Source organism: Paenibacillus sp. FSL H7-0703 (genome assembly GCF_038003485.1).
GTDB lineage: Bacteria > Bacillota > Bacilli > Paenibacillales > Paenibacillaceae > Paenibacillus > Paenibacillus polymyxa_B.
Genome location: NZ_JBBOPF010000001.1, coordinates 2,444,337 through 2,459,279, shown reverse-complemented (window position 1 = coordinate 2,459,279; position 14,943 = coordinate 2,444,337). Strand labels below are relative to the sequence as shown.

General features: G+C 43.8%; 13 protein-coding genes. 10 read left to right on the top strand and 3 right to left on the bottom strand.

What is annotated here, in order from left to right; genetic code table 11:
- Nucleotides 1-13 precede the first annotated feature (13 nt).
- A complete protein-coding gene (locus MHB46_RS10695) occupies nt 14-1,606 on the top strand; it encodes a glycoside hydrolase family 32 protein (protein ID WP_341162300.1) in 1,593 nt (530 codons plus the stop codon).
- Nucleotides 1,607-1,781: 175 nt separating this feature from the next.
- On the opposite strand, the gene MHB46_RS10690 is transcribed toward MHB46_RS10695, so the two are convergent.
- Complete coding sequence (locus MHB46_RS10690) at nt 1,782-2,246, bottom strand: MarR family winged helix-turn-helix transcriptional regulator (RefSeq protein WP_013369372.1); 465 nt, start codon at nt 2,244-2,246, stop codon at nt 1,782-1,784.
- A 289-nt stretch (nt 2,247-2,535) separates the two neighbouring features.
- Between MHB46_RS10690 and MHB46_RS10685 the strand changes: the two genes are divergently transcribed.
- From MHB46_RS10685 to MHB46_RS10675, 3 genes are all read left to right on the top strand, one after another.
- Complete coding sequence (locus tag MHB46_RS10685) at nt 2,536-2,970, top strand: hypothetical protein (RefSeq protein ID WP_103046978.1); 435 nt, start codon at nt 2,536-2,538, stop codon at nt 2,968-2,970.
- 111 nt (nt 2,971-3,081) lie between these two features.
- Nucleotides 3,082-3,273 carry a spore coat protein gene (locus tag MHB46_RS10680; RefSeq protein ID WP_341162299.1) on the top strand — a complete coding sequence of 64 codons (192 nt, stop codon included), beginning with the start codon at nt 3,082-3,084 and terminating at the stop codon, nt 3,271-3,273.
- 245 nt (nt 3,274-3,518) lie between these two features.
- The gene (locus MHB46_RS10675; RefSeq protein ID WP_341162298.1) at nt 3,519-4,859 is read left to right on the top strand and encodes an amino acid permease; all 1,341 of its coding nucleotides are present in this window, start codon (nt 3,519-3,521) and stop codon (nt 4,857-4,859) included.
- Nucleotides 4,860-4,879: 20 nt separating this feature from the next.
- Here the strand turns inward: MHB46_RS10675 and MHB46_RS10670 are convergent, their stop codons facing one another.
- Nucleotides 4,880-5,512, bottom strand: coding sequence for a LysE family transporter (locus MHB46_RS10670; RefSeq protein ID WP_081112522.1), 633 nt, complete (start codon nt 5,510-5,512; stop codon nt 4,880-4,882).
- 308 nt (nt 5,513-5,820) lie between these two features.
- On the opposite strand from MHB46_RS10670, the gene MHB46_RS10665 reads away from it, so the two are divergent.
- The 6 genes from MHB46_RS10665 (at nt 5,821) to MHB46_RS10640 (ending at nt 13,375) form a co-directional block, all read left to right on the top strand.
- A complete protein-coding gene (locus MHB46_RS10665; RefSeq protein WP_235307214.1) occupies nt 5,821-6,789 on the top strand; it encodes an SIS domain-containing protein in 969 nt (322 codons plus the stop codon).
- Between the two features lie 28 nt (nt 6,790-6,817).
- Nucleotides 6,818-7,630 (top strand): PfkB family carbohydrate kinase, encoded by an 813-nt coding sequence (locus MHB46_RS10660; protein ID WP_341162297.1) that lies wholly within the window; start codon nt 6,818-6,820, stop codon nt 7,628-7,630.
- A gap of 97 nt (nt 7,631-7,727) precedes the next feature.
- Nucleotides 7,728-8,441, top strand: coding sequence for a GntR family transcriptional regulator (locus MHB46_RS10655; protein WP_341162296.1), 714 nt, complete (start codon nt 7,728-7,730; stop codon nt 8,439-8,441).
- A gap of 135 nt (nt 8,442-8,576) precedes the next feature.
- Nucleotides 8,577-10,160 (top strand): amidohydrolase, encoded by a 1,584-nt coding sequence (locus MHB46_RS10650; RefSeq protein ID WP_341162295.1) that lies wholly within the window; start codon nt 8,577-8,579, stop codon nt 10,158-10,160.
- Between the two features lie 2 nt (nt 10,161-10,162).
- Nucleotides 10,163-11,593, top strand: coding sequence for a YfcC family protein (locus MHB46_RS10645; protein ID WP_341162294.1), 1,431 nt, complete (start codon nt 10,163-10,165; stop codon nt 11,591-11,593).
- A gap of 111 nt (nt 11,594-11,704) precedes the next feature.
- Nucleotides 11,705-13,375 (top strand): ribonuclease J, encoded by a 1,671-nt coding sequence (locus MHB46_RS10640; protein WP_341163727.1) that lies wholly within the window; start codon nt 11,705-11,707, stop codon nt 13,373-13,375.
- A 268-nt stretch (nt 13,376-13,643) separates the two neighbouring features.
- On the opposite strand, the gene MHB46_RS10635 is transcribed toward MHB46_RS10640, so the two are convergent.
- Complete coding sequence (locus tag MHB46_RS10635) at nt 13,644-14,909, bottom strand: BaiN/RdsA family NAD(P)/FAD-dependent oxidoreductase (protein WP_341162293.1); 1,266 nt, start codon at nt 14,907-14,909, stop codon at nt 13,644-13,646.
- Between the last annotated feature and the right edge of the window lie 34 nt (nt 14,910-14,943).

Below are 14,943 nucleotides of genomic sequence, written 5' to 3'. Positions count from 1 at the left end.
GAGGATCGTCATAATGAAAAAAAAAACTCCCAAGAGCATTTGGATACGATCCGTTGTAATTATCACAGGCTTAACTATATTTATAGCTATGGGATGGAGTATGTACCAACAGGATGCAGCCAAACCCCAAAAACCTGCTGCAATTCCCAAAAATCAAGCTAATCAAAGTAAGCATACAACACCAACCTACCGGGCATCCTATCATTTTACCGTTCCGGATAAGTGGAAGAATGATCCTCAACGGCCCATTTATTTTGATGAAAAATATCATTATTACTATTTATATAATCGTGACTATCCCAAAAAGAACGGTACAGAATGGCGACATGCCACATCAACCGACCTGGTACATTGGAAAGATGAAGGGGTGGCGATTCCAAAATATACGAACCCGAATGGAGATCCTTGGTCCGGTTCGGTCGTGATCGATGATAATAATACCGCAGGTTTTGGAAAAGGCACGCTGGTAGCCATTGTGACGCAGCCCTCCGCAGATGGCGGAAAGCAGGAACAATTTTTGTGGTACAGTAAGGACAAAGGCAAGACGTTTACTTCTTACCGCAACAAGCCTGTGATGTCCAACCCCGGTACAAAGGACTTCAGAGATCCCAAAATCATCCGAGATACTCAACGTAATCAATGGGTGATGGTCATGGCAGAGGGAACGAAGATTGGTTTTTATGAGTCTGATAATTTAAAGAATTGGCGGTATACGAGCGGCTTTCAAACGGAAAATATTGGGCTTGTGGAATGTCCTGACCTTTACCGGATGCGTGCGGATGATGGAACCTATCAATGGATTCTAGGTGTGAGCGCCAATAGCAAATCAACAGGCGGACCCAACACGTATGCCTATTGGACGGGAGATTTTAATGGAGAAGCATTTCTCCCTAATCACAGTGAACCTGAGTGGCTGGATTATGGGTTTGACTGGTATGGTGCAGTTACGTTCGAGGAAGGAAAAGACAAAGATAAATATAGTCACCGTTATGCTCTGGCCTGGATGAATAATTGGGATTATGCCAATAACACGCCTACCCTAAAGGAAGGCTTTAATGGAATGGATTCGATTGTTCGCCAAATTCGACTAAAAGTTACGGCAGATGCTGGATATCGTTTGGTTTCACAGCCGGTACCCAATTTGGAGCGATTCCAAACATCCAAAAAATCATTAGGAACGATTAAAGTAGAGGGTGCTCACCGGCTTCCGGTAGCAGGCGATGCCTATCAGTTAGAGGCGGATGTATCTTGGTCCACGATTAAAAATGTAGGATTGAGGCTTCGAGAGTCGACGGATGGCAAGCGTCATGTCGATGTGGGTGTCTCAGTAGACGGTCAATACTCCTACGTAAATAGAGCCAACACCGGGCAGCCGGATCAGAGTGGAAAATATGTGGAGAGCAAGGCGCCTTTTGATACTAATAAGAAAAAGGTTCACCTGAACATTCTCGTCGATAAAACCAGTATTGAAGTGTTTGTCGATGGTGGAGAAGTAGCTTATTCCTCTTTAATATTTCCACGGTTAGAGGATCAGAGAATCACTCTGTTTTCCGATGGCGGTCCAGCAATTTTTAATAATGTAGTAGTCAAACATTTTAGTCGATAGCAGGTACTTATGCTGCTCGTAAGCTTGGGCATATTTCGCTCTATTCAGGTATATGAAAAGTCCACCCATGAATATAAGGGTGGACTTTTCTGTGTAAATCTAAATTTTTGTTTAGCACAGCTATAAGATTGTTCGTTTATTCACAAACGATCAGTTGCTAAAATTACTATTCATTCTATTTGTGATAAGGTGACAAGTTATCAGCGCTACGGCCCAATTTTTTAAGCAAGCCGATGAGTTGATCTCTTTCGGTTTCACTGATTCCGCTAAAGGCACGTTCAATCTGACGTGTATAATCAGGATAAATTTCGTCCATGACACGTTGTCCTTCGTCCGTCAATTCTGCATATATAATCCGACGATCTTGGTCGCACGGGTGACGGTGCAAATAACCGCGGCTTTCCAGCTTGTCAATAACATAAGTGACATTTCCGCTTTGCAGAAGCAGCTTTGCTCCAATTTGTTGGATTGGCTGCGCGCCCTTGTGATATAAAACTTCCATCACGGCGAAGGCCGTTGGGTTGAAGCCCACCGTTTTGATGCCAGCAACCGCATGTTCGTTTACACTTTTGAATGACTTGGCAAACACGCTATACAAATGCATGGATTGCTGTGTCACCAATGTTCGGTAATCTATCATCTTCATTCCGCCTTTATGTATGGATTTGGGCATCCTTTGACCGCTCGGCTCGGATGACCGGGCAACCATACCCTTGTTACTAGCATAAAGGGATTTACGTAGCGAAAACATGCGATTTGTCACAGTAGCTGCTTTTTTAACTATTTAATTTCAAAGCTTTAAAGTAAATTTTTGAAAAATAAAGGTTTTGAATGTAAAAATACTGTTCCGCTTGGTTATATTAAAAATAACATACCTAGCTTGATGAACCCCAATTAACCAAATAGCTACTTCAGAGGAGATGAAACACATGGATACAGGTTCTTTCCGTTTTCAATTTCGTGATCCGCAGCAAGCTGCCCAAGCCTGTGAAACATTAAAGGAAATTGGATACTCCGCCAGCACAAATGGTGACACAGGTCTCAGTGTTCATATTGAGAACCAGGATGTGCTGTCTGCATTGGAAATTTGCCAAGCCTATGAAGGAAGCATGATTGAGGTAGGGACTCTTTTCTCTAAACCGGATGAATATCCCGGTTTGCAAGGAAATATAGGTGTACAACATCCAGGTTATAGCCCGGAAGATTGGATTATCCCGGCACACACGATCAACGAAGACTGGAGCGAAGCTTATAAAAATGGCTCCTCTCAAACGTATACTAATACGATGGAGGAGCACAACGTCAGCTCTGATCAACAACCTGAAGACGAAGTGGATGGATTTTCTGGAAGCATCCATATCTGATTTTGTCCTAAAAGTCATGATTAGAATTTGAGTCTTCACTGCTCAGCTCCTACTAGGATAAAGCTCCTATAAGACCATTAATTATTGTGGCTTTGAAGGAGCTTTTTTTGTGTGAGAAAAACTCAGTTAGAGCTTTCACCAGAATTGAAATTCTGTAGGATATGCAGCAAAGCTGTTAATCTTCATGAACAAATTTTTAATTATATGAAGAACAATGGTTACTATAACGCTTATGATCCGGATCAGCAAATACAAATGGATATTCAAAATGCAGACAAAGCACTTTCTTTGTCTAAATTTTGATAATTAATTAACGCAATAAAAGAATTATTTATTTAGTCCCAAATGAAGTCTCTGGTTTTATGTAGAAAAAGTATCAGCAAACCTTAAACGAGTTTGCTGGTGCTTTTTTATTATATAAATAGTCACACTAATCCTAGAAATCACAAATAACGAAATGAATTGCTGTCCACATGAAATATGGTGAAGAAGGCAAACATAATATCGAAGAACTAGGTCTCAATATCAGGAATAGGGTGATTTTCATTATGGGCAAGTCTTCGGCTGTTAAGCAAAAAGATCAAAAACTAAAATGGTGGCAACTTAGCTTATTAGGCGTTGCAGGTACCATTGGTACAGGATATTTCCTCGGGTCTGGCTTAGCGATCTCCATAGGTGGTCCAGCCGTGCTGATTGCATACTTTTTTGCAGCAGTGGGAACATATGTGGTGTTTGATGCCCTTTCGCGCATGACGGCAGATCATCCTGAACAGGGTTCTTTCCGTTCCTATGCCCAAAAAGCATTTGGAAGTTGGGCAGGATTCGGCAGTGGATGGGTGTATTGGTTCTCAGAATTGCTTATCAATGGGAGCCAACTAACCGCGCTATCTATATTCTCACGCTTTTGGTTTCCTCAGGTACCGATGTGGATATTTGCAGCAGGCTTCGGGATTTTAGGGCTTGTGATTGTTTTTTTTGGCAATAAGGGTTTTGATCGAGTTGAAAATGTACTGGCCATCATAAAGATGGCAGCTATTGTTATGTTTCTGGTCTTGGCCGTTGCTCTTTTGGCAGGCTGGATCGGAGGAGGAAAATATAATCCGAGGTTCCCCATCAGTTACAAAGAATTTTTTCCGACTGGGGGCATAGGATTGTGGTCATCTTTTATTTTTGCCTTTTATGCATACGGAGGTATTGAAGTACTCGGAATTATGTCTAATCGGCTTCAAAAACCGGAGGATGCACCTAAAGCAGGCAAGGTAATGCTGATTACACTGGTTGCAGTGTATGTGCTTTCGATTGGTCTGGCTGTGTCTATGGTGCCATTAAGTGCCTTTAACCCGAAAGAAAGTCCTTTTGTGCTTGCGCTTAGCAGCGATCATTTGGTTTTTGTGCCTCATTTATTTAATGGAGTGCTTATTATTGCAGGGTTCTCCACAATGACAGCATCCCTATACGCAGAGACATCTATGATGCTTACGCTTGCACAGGAAGGAGATGCGCCCACATTATTTTCACGGAAGTGGAAGGGCAAATATCCTCTTTATGCACTTAGTTTGATCTCCGTTGGATTAATCTCAGCCATCGTAATGTCGTTGCTGCTACCGGGAAAAGTATATGAATATATCACTACTGCAGCGGGTTTAATGCTGTTGTATAATTGGTGCTTTATTTTGCTGTCTTCAGGTAAGCTACTGGAATCGAGCAAATCAAACAATATTAAACGTTGGATTGGATTGTTGTTGATAGCTATGGCCGTGGTCGGATCATTTTTTCATAAACTTAGCCGCCCGGGAGTGTATATCAGCTTACTGCTTGTCTTGTTAATTGCAATATGTGACCTCATTGTACAATGGGTTCGCCGAAAGCACGCCAAGGAATCTCATTAACGTTGTCAGTGAGTTAAGCATTAGCGTAAAAAAAGTAATTGAAATGCTTGTACGCCAAAATAAAAGCCAAAACCGATAAGAGATAATCCGGACATCCAAGAAATGGTTTTAAGCAAGCCGGTTTTTAGGAACCGCCGGAAAATACTTGAAGCGGCTGCCATGGTCACATCCCAGAGTAACACGCCTAATACAATCGCTCCGCTATAGATCATTAGCTGTTGTACTGGATATGTATTAGCGACGTTTGCGAGTATGGATCCGTAAATGCCAAGCCAAAAAAGGATGGAGAGGGGATTAAATAATGACATTAGAAAACCGGACATAAATGAGTTACTTAATGTATTACCATTTCCCCTTAATTCGGATTCTGAAATCACACCTGCATTTTTGATGCTTTCAATACCTGTATACACAAGTACGAAAAAACCAAACAGCCATAAAAAAGCTTTGACAAACGGAGCATTAAGAAGGTGAATCATTCCCAAATAAACAAGCAGCATATAGATAATGTCTGCGGTTATTGCACCAAGCCCAATAAACCAGGCGTGCCAAAAACCATTCTTGATGCCTCGATCCAACTGTGCGGCATTAATCGGTCCAATGGGAGCCGAAAGTGACAGACCTAGAAAAATATAACTGATAAATGTATTAATGTCCTTTTTCCTCCTTGAGTATTATTGGATGTTATGTATTTGTCTATTTAAGTTTATTCGGACAAACCCATTTGTAAGACCATATTTTTTGTGCGTATATTGTAGGAGTAGCCTCGTTATTGCCAACCACCTATCAATGAATTAAATCTAAAAAAGGAGCTCTAATTCCGTTCACACGAGGATTAGAGCTTTTATAATGCAGATCATAAGTTCATCAAATAAATGGGCTTGACACTTTTATTGAAAGCGCTTATATTTATCTCGTAAACAATACGTTATATAACGTTATATAAAAAGGAGAGGTAAAAATGAATGTACAACAGACGGTTCAGACGATTTATGAACAAGCAAGTGGAGAGATTTCTGAGGTGTATTTAGTAGCCTGCGGGGGCTCATTAGTCGATATGTATCCCTCAAAATATTTTCTGGACAGTGAAGCAAAGAAGCTGGTAGCAGGGATGTATACGGCGAATGAGTTTGTGCATGCGCTGCCAAAACGATTAGGTAAAAACGCTGTAGTCATCGTTTGTTCCCATGGAGGAAACACGCCGGAGTCGGTTGCGGCTGCTAAATCAGCCAAAGAGAAAGGCGCTTACACCATCGGCTTAACCCACAATAGTGAAGCGACACTGCTCAATTATTCTGATTATTCATTCCTCTACGAGTGGGGAGATGAGAGCGATGTCAAAAATAACCCGATGGCTATTATTTTGGAGCTTGCTGTTGAGCTGCTTCAAATCGCTGAAGGCTATGTGCATTATCAAGCTTTCCAGAACGGCTTGGGAGCAATCAATGGAATTATTAACCGGGCAAAAATACAAGTTGAACCGCGTGCCAGTGTATTCGCTGACAAATATCGCAATGAAGATCTCTTCTATATCCTGACCAGCGGAGCTTCTTATGGACATGCGTACGGATTTGCTATCTGTTCTCTGATGGAAATGCAATGGCTTCATGCGGCTTCAATCCATTCCGGTGAATTTTTCCACGGACCGTTTGAAGTAACGGATAAAGAAACTCCATTTATTCTGATGATCAACGAAGGACGCACACGGGCATTGGATGAGCGGGCACAGACTTTCCTGAATCAATATGCCGAGAAAGTGGAAGTGATTGATGCAAAGGAGCTTGGAATCGGAACCATTGCCGACGAGGTCGTCGAGTTTTTTAACCCGGTTTTATTTTACAGCATTGTATGTGTTTATCGTGAAGCACTCGCAAATGTACGCAATCACCCACTGGAAACTCGTCGTTATATGGGCAAGGTAGCTTACTAAGCGCACTTACCAACAGGAGGAAACCATCATGAAAGTTCTAGGCATTGGCGATAATGTGGTAGATAAATATGTTCATCTGCGCATGATGTATCCTGGCGGCAATGCGCTTAATTTCAGTGTGTTTGCCAAAAAAGCGGGAGTAGATGCAGCCTTTATCGGAGTATTCGGAGACGATAACGAAGCACAGCATGTAGAACACATTCTCCGTGAGCTGGAAATCGACATTTCACGGTGCAGATATCACAGCGGTGAGAACGGCTGTGCACGTGTAACCCTGGAAGAAGGAGACAGAGTATTTCTGGGCAGCAATGAGGGAGGAGTTACACGTCTCCATCCGCTGGAGCTGAGTGAAGATGACAAGGCCTATGTTGGCGGGTTCGACCTTATTCACACCGGCTTGTACAGTCATACAGGGCACTTGCTGCCTGAATTGGAGATGCTGGGAATCCCTCTTTCTTTTGACTTTTCGGATGATTTCATAGATGCACAGGTGGAGAAATATATTGCGTACGCCGATTTCGCTTTCTTCTCTTGTAGCCATATGACGGATGAAGAGACACAGAACTATATCCGCTCCAATCGAAAAAAAGAGGGGCAAATTCTGGTAGCCACACGCGGCGGCGATAGATCTATCGCCTATGATGGTACTAAGTTCTATTATCAAATGCCTGATTCCGTGGACGCTGTGGATACGATGGGGGCAGGAGACTCTTATATAACCGCCTTTTTACTGAGCTTTTTGAAAAATGGCAACATTCAGGACGCTATGGTAGAAGGCTCGAGGGTTGCTGCTCAGAGCTGTCTGGTAGAAGGTTCTTTCGGATACGGCGTCCGCTACTAAAAAAATTATGTTCAAATATCTTCACTTGTAAGAATATGTAACATTTGATACTCTAAGTGGGAGTAATATAACGTTATATGACAAGTGAGGGCACATTATGTTGAATTCGGACCAAGCAGAGCCATTATATATTCAATTACAAAAAGCGGTCAAAACTGCTATTCATAATGGAACATTTACGCAGGGAAGCCGTATACCGACCGAAACTGAGCTAAGCGAGACCTACAATGTAAGTCGAATTACCGTAAGAAAAGCCATTGCCGAATTGGTTCATGAAGGTTATCTGACCAAACGTCAAGGAAAAGGTACCTTTGTCAATGTACCCAAAATTGGGCGGAAGATTGAACATGTCATCAGCTTTACGGCTGCCTGCAAATCCAACGGCTTATCTTCACACAGTGTGGTCACAGAACGTGAAATCATAGAAGCAGATGAGGAAGTTGCACATCAGTTACAGCTGCAACAAGGAGAAAAAGTGTTATATATTCAGCGCAAAAGATACGCTGGTGATCGACCACTAATGCTGGAAAATAATTTTTATCCTTATGACCGATTTTCTTTTCTAATGGAAGAGCAGTTGGAGGGCTCTGTATACGAACTGTTGCGTCATAAATACAGCATTGATCCTAATCAACCAGGAGAGACGATATTACAAATCGCTTTGGCGGATGAATACCAGGCAAAGCTGCTGGAGACGGCCATCGGACAGGCGATGTTCTACATGCACACGATTATTTATGATCAGCATGGAGGCCCCGTTCATGTAGGTAAACAGTACATCATTGGAGATCGTTATCAATTCTCAATATAAATCCGTTGTCTGTTATGCAAATGTATTCAGGTACGGCGCAGCTTCTGCTTCCACTCCATAAGAGGAGCAGAAGCTATATTATAACGTTATATTACGTTATGTAGTGAGGCGGATGAATAATGAGGGGGTGAAATTGTGCAAGGGAAGAATGACACATTAGCGGACAAAGTTTTACTGTCAAATGCTATTTTTAATGGCTTAGAAAATGAAGCCTCGCCGGGGTTTATTGCACTGCGAGGAGAATGTATTGCAGCTGTGGGTCGTCCCGAGGAGGCACAAGCTTGGATAGGAGCGGGAACGGTTGTCTGTGATTTGGGCGATGCTTTTATCATGCCAGGAGTTCATGACAACCATGTATTTTTTACCGGATATATGTCGATGCATCGAGGCGTGGATTTGACTCATGCAGCCTCGATTGAAGAAGCAATGGAATCCATGCTACAAGCGGCAAACAATCTTCCGCCAGGGAAAGATGTAACCGCTTACGGGTGGGGCGAGGAAGGATGGGGCAAGCTGCCTGAGCAAAGCTTGTTGGACGAGCTGTTCCCTGATCGGGCGGTAATTGCCATTAACCTAAATAAAAGCTACTGCTGGATGAACCGACTGGCTCAGGAGAAATATCAATTTTTGCCGGATCAATGCAACGCTGAGGCACGCGCTTTGCTGCTCCAATCTATGATGCAGGATCACAGCCTTGTCAAACAAGAGTTTATGGAGTTTTGCCGTATACTAGCTGCACGAGGAGTTACCTCCATAAAAGATATTGGCTTTGACCGGCATAGCGAGCTGCTGCCGATTCTAGAAGAATTGAAAGAAACAGGAGAACTGCCGCTCCGATTTCATTTCTCGCTTGAACCCGTTGTTGAACCGTTGGATATTGCCACCGGTATGAAGTATAAAGCACTTTATAATGGAGACCTTATTCGTTTCCAAGGATACAAGCTGATGCTTGACGGCGTCGTAGCAGATCATACGGGGGACATGCTGGAACCTTACGCAGATATGCCCGGAGTAACGACTTTGAGTACGGTTGACTACAAAAAGATTGAAGCCTCTGTGCTGGAAGCAGACAGCCAAGGTATCAAATGCTGCCTAACTGCAGAAGGTGATGCTGCGATTCGCCAAGCGGTATCCATAATTGAAAAATGCCGCGAACAACAAGGTAATAACCTTATCAGACATTCGATCAGTGACCTTGAGTATCCTCATCCGGATGATCTGACAAGAATGGGAGAGAACGAAATCTTTGCCGAAGTCTATGCCCAAATACTGCTGCTGAATCCTTCTTACGAAGATGCTTATATGTCTGCTGTAGTAGGAAAAGACAATGAAAACCGCTTTTATAATTATAAATCCATGCTGGAAGCTAACGTGCCGGTCACCATAGGTACTGATCTGCCTTTATTTATCACCAGTGTTCCCGATTCGCTATATGCAGCCTCTCACCGATTATTCCCGGATGGCTCGCCTGCAGGAGGCTGGTATCCTGACCAAGGGATGCCGCCATCCGAAGTTTTAAAGGCATGGACCATTAATGGAGCCAAACATTGTTATATGGAAGAGGTTACAGGTACGCTGGAGGCTGGAAAATATGCTGACATCGCCGTTTTTGATCGCGACCTCCTTAACGCATCCGCTGGTGACATCAGGGACGCCCAAGTGATATTGACCATTATGGGAGGGAAGGTTACGTATAACCATTCTTGGAATGAGGGATAAACATGAACATCAAGAATATGAAGTGGAAATTATCCTTGCCCCATAGCTATACTTTAATATTTTTGATTATTATTACAGTCGCCGCATTGACATGGATTGTGCCCAGCGGACAATTTGAGCGTCATGAAGTGACAGTGAACGGTGTGACCAAAACGGCGATCGTTTCGGGAACCTATCACACTGTACCCAAAACTGGTGAGAACGGTGATTTAAGACAAGGACTCCCCCAAATCCTAAGCGCTCCTATTGAGGGGATTATTAATGCCGCCGATGTGGTCTCTTTTGTCCTTATTGTGGGCGGCTCCTTCGGGATTATACTGCAGACGGGAGCCATTGACCGTGCCCTGACAGCTCTTGCCAGACGGCTGAAGAATAAGGGGATTCTGCTTATTCCAATTGCCATGGTTATATTCAGTCTCGGAGGCTCTACCTTTGGGATGAGCGAAGAAATTATTCCGCTTTATGCGATTTTTATTCCATTAATGTTTGCCCTAGGCTTCGATTCTATGACTGCTATTCTCATTCTATTTCTGGGAACGCAAATTGGCTATGTTGGTTCGACTGTTAATCCATTTTCAGTATTGATCGCCCAGGGAATCGCAGGAGTGGAGGGTAATCCTCAGCTCTGGCTGAGATTTATTGAATGGCTTGTATTTACTATGATATCTATTGCCTTTACGATGTGGTATGCGCACCGGGTTAAGAGAAATCCGGAGAAATCCATTGTTTTTCAGAGTGATATTATAAATCGCGAGCAGTTTATAAAAGAAAATACAGGTGAGGATGTCGTCTTCACGTTTCGGGACAAATTAATTATAGGTGGATTTATTGTAACGCTTGGAGCAATTGTCTGGGGAATTTTGGCCAAAGGCTGGTATATGACTGAAATCGGCGCCCTTTTCTTCGCACTCGGTCTTTTTGTCGGAGTAGTTACTAAAATGAGCCAGAAGGAAATAGCTGAGAATTTTGTAAAAGGGTGTGGAGAATTCATCTACGCTGCAGTGATCATAGGTCTCGCCCGCGGAATTCTGATCATCGCCGAGCAGGGTATGATTATCGATACCGTATTGAATGCACTCGCAAGCATTCTGGAAGGATTGCCAAGTTACTTGTTCACCACCATTATGTTGGTTGCACACAATATTATTACTTTCCTGGTTCCATCTTCTTCAGGGGAAGCTGCACTAACAATGCCTGTACTTGCACCCCTTGGCGATCTTGTAGGTATCAATCGTGAAGCAGTAGTCACAGCGTACCAATTCGGTAACGGGTTAACCAATCTCATTTCACCGACAGGCGGAGTACTGCTAGCGGGATTGGCCATTGCCCGGATCAGCTTTGGACAGTGGCTGAAGGTAATCTTCAAGCTATTCCCCATCCTGTGGTTAGTTGCTGCTATTTTTGCTGCGATTTCGGTTGCGGTGGGTATCTAATAAATCAAGTGAGAGCCCCTGTCTTTTAGAGACAAGGGTTCTTTTTGTGCATAAGTTTACGTGAAAAATGAATAATATGGATAGCATTTTCCTAAGGAGGAAATAAAATTGATGCACGCTGATAATAGATTACTCATTGCTGCTCTAGGCGGTGTTAATGAAATCGGGAAAAACATGTATTTCATCCAATACGATCAGGATATTGTCGTTATCGATTGTGGCTCCAAGTTTCCTGATGAGAACTTGCCTGGTATTGACCTTATTGTGCCCGATGTCACCTATCTGCTGGAAAATCAGGATAAAGTCAGAGCGCTCATTGTGACTCATGGGCATGAGGATCACATTGGAGGTATTCCCTATTTGCTGAAGCAGATTAATATGCCCGTTTTTGGCACAAAGCTCACCATCGAATTAATTAAGATTAAGTTAAGGGAGCACAATCTTTTACGTGATGCTGAGCTTCATCTTATAGATGCAGATTCAACCGTTCAAGCGGGAACGATTCAGGCCTCCTTTTTCACCACGGTCCACAGTATCCCGGATTGCCTGGGTGTCTTTTTTCAGACACCGGAAGGCAATGTGGTCCATACCGGGGATTTCAAATTCGATATGTCTCCCGTAAGCGGACCTTTTCCCGATCTTCATCGAATGGCTGAAATAGGAAAGAAGGGGGTAAAAGTGCTGCTCTCCGAAAGTACAAATGCGGAAAGACCGGGATTTACCCCTTCAGAACGTTTGGTTGGCGGGCATATTCTAGATGCATTTGCCAGAGCCAAGCAGCAGGTATTTATCTCCACGTTCGCTTCTAATGTGAACCGTGTCCAACAAGTCATTGACGCGGCTGTGGAAACAGGTCGCAAACTGGTTTTACTCGGACGCAGTATGATAAATGTGGTTTCGGTGGCCAAGGAGCTGGGCTTCTTGCATATGCCTGAGGAATTGTTGATTGAGCCAGGGGAAACAGAGCGGTTTCCCGCAGAAGAAATTGCAGTTTTATGTACCGGAAGTCAGGGAGAGCCGATGGCCGCATTGTCACGTTTAGCCAATTCCCTGCATCCCAAAATCGAAATTTTGCCTGGTGATACGGTCATCATTGCTGCGGGAGCCATACCAGGGAATGAGCGAAACCTTTCCCAGGTCATTGATAATTTGTATGTGCTGGGTGCACAGGTTATTTATGGATCAGGCAGCTCCACGGGGATGCACGTATCCGGTCATGGCAGTCAGGAAGAATTAAAATTAATGATGACCCTGATGAAACCGGAGTATTTGATTCCCATACACGGTGAATTCAGGATGTTGTATCAGCATCGTCAGCTAGCGGAGTCTGTGGGGATTCCGATGGAGAATGTATTTATCGTCCATAACGGTGACACTGTTCAAATCGAAGAGGGAAGAGCATCCCTGGGGCCCAAAGTATCAGCCGGCAATAGCTTGGTAGACGGGTTGGTAACAGGGGACGTAGGTAATATTGTACTACGAGACCGTAAAAAGCTTTCTTCAGACGGAATGCTGATTATTGTGATGACGTTGAGCAAAAACGAGAAGCAAATGCTCGCAACGCCAGAGGTTATTTCAAGAGGCTTTGTATATGTTAAGGATTCCGAAGAGCTCATGAGTCAGATCCACGACACGATTATGTCCACAGTGAACGAGTTAACAGAAATCGAAATGAGTCAGTGGGGACTGATTAAGCAGATGTTAAAAGATGATGTTGGCCGGTTTATTTACAGTCAGACAAAGAGAAGACCCATGATTTTACCTATCATTATTGAGGTATAGAATAGCGGCAAATGTAAAATTCAATACGCGATTACTCAAAAAAAGACTTAAATCAGCAATACGACTGATTTAAGTCTTTTTACTTCCTGTTTTTCCTAAAAATGAGGTTGTAATGGCGGTTTCTAGCGAAGCGGAGGATTTGAATCTGGAGAAGCGAAGCGTTCGCCTTTGCCACGGGATTCTAACCTTCAAATTTTTTGAAATCCAAAAAGAATCCCGTGGCAACAGCGATCGTAAGATCAAAGCCTACGCGTAGTGACTCCCACTCCTACAGCATCACGTTTAAAGCCGCTTGCGTTCCTGCTGTGTGCCCTGTCGTAAACGCCGCTGTAATATTATAACCACCTGTGTAACCGTGAATATCGAGAATCTCACCGCAGAAGAACAATCCAGGCATCAGCTTGGACTCCATCGTTTTCGGATTAATTTCCTTCAAATTCACACCGCCCCCGGTAACAAATGCTTCCTTCAGAGAGAGCGTACCGTTCACACGGATTGGAAACGCCTTAATGCGATGAGCAAGTTCTTGCCATTGCTGCTTGGGAATATGATCATAGGTCAAGTCCTCACGCAGTTTGGCTTGCTGGAGCAATAATGGAATTAAGCGTTCCGGTAAATAAGGCTTAAGCACATTTTTGATCGCTTTTTTAGCATCGACCGATGCCAATTCTAGCGTTTCACGGTAGACTTCATCGGCATGTTTGTGAGGCTGTAAATCCAGAGTCAACAACACCGTGTTTACCTTATCCTTTTTCATTCCCTTGACGACAAACTGACTGCATCGCAAAGCAGTTGGGCCAGATAGACCGAAATGTGTAAAAATCATATCTCCTTCATGGACGACAACTTTTTTTTGCTTCGCGTTCCATACGGTCAGACTGATATCGCGTAAGGATAGTCCCTGAAGCTCTTTCGTCTGGATGAACGTCTCGCCTGAGGTCAACGGCACCTCTGTTGGGTACAGTTCCGTAATCGTATGCCCTGCTTGTTCTGCCCATGCATAGCCGTCACCTTCCGAGCCTGTATGCGGGACGGATTTGCCGCCAACGGCTACAATGACATTACGGCTATGTAGGATTTCACCGGAACGCAGCCGCACCCCAGCCGTATGACCTTCATTGTAAATAACCTCTTGAACAGGACAGCTTGTCCGAATCTCGACTCCTTGAGAGCGTACCTTGTTGATCAAAGCATCGACAACTGTTTTGGCTTTGTCCGTCACTGGAAACATACGCCCATTGTCTTCTTCCTTTAAGGCTATACCCAGCTGTTCAAAAAAGGCGATGATATCCCGATTGCCGAAAGCCGCCAGTGCACTGTGCAGAAAACGGCCATTGCCGGGAATGTGTCGAATGAGTTCGTCCAGCTCTTTGGCATTCGTGACATTGCAACGACCTCCACCAGAGATCCCCAGCTTTCGTCCGAGTTTATTTCCCTTTTCCACTAAAAGCACCTTGGCGCCCTCACCGCTGGCAGCGGCAGCAGCCATTAATCCAGCTGAGCCGCCTCCGATCACAATAACGTCGTAAGTCATAGACCTCTTCCTTTTCGTCGACAAATTTTCAAAA

Bases quoted from the DNA above. Each gene is read 5' to 3' on its own strand.
- MHB46_RS10695 (WP_341162300.1), top strand. From the start codon at position 14: ATGAAAAAAAAAACTCCCAAGAGCATTTGGATACGATCCGTTGTAATT.
- MHB46_RS10690 (WP_013369372.1), bottom strand. From the start codon at position 2,246: ATGATAGATTACCGAACATTGGTGACACAGCAATCCATGCATTTGTAT.
- MHB46_RS10685 (WP_103046978.1), top strand. From the start codon at position 2,536: ATGGATACAGGTTCTTTCCGTTTTCAATTTCGTGATCCGCAGCAAGCT.
- MHB46_RS10675 (WP_341162298.1), top strand. From the start codon at position 3,519: ATGGGCAAGTCTTCGGCTGTTAAGCAAAAAGATCAAAAACTAAAATGG.
- MHB46_RS10665 (WP_235307214.1), top strand. From the start codon at position 5,821: ATGAATGTACAACAGACGGTTCAGACGATTTATGAACAAGCAAGTGGA.
- MHB46_RS10660 (WP_341162297.1), top strand. From the start codon at position 6,818: ATGAAAGTTCTAGGCATTGGCGATAATGTGGTAGATAAATATGTTCAT.
- MHB46_RS10655 (WP_341162296.1), top strand. From the start codon at position 7,728: ATGTTGAATTCGGACCAAGCAGAGCCATTATATATTCAATTACAAAAA.
- MHB46_RS10645 (WP_341162294.1), top strand. From the start codon at position 10,163: ATGAACATCAAGAATATGAAGTGGAAATTATCCTTGCCCCATAGCTAT.
- MHB46_RS10640 (WP_341163727.1), top strand. From the start codon at position 11,705: ATGCACGCTGATAATAGATTACTCATTGCTGCTCTAGGCGGTGTTAAT.
- MHB46_RS10635 (WP_341162293.1), bottom strand. From the start codon at position 14,909: ATGACTTACGACGTTATTGTGATCGGAGGCGGCTCAGCTGGATTAATG.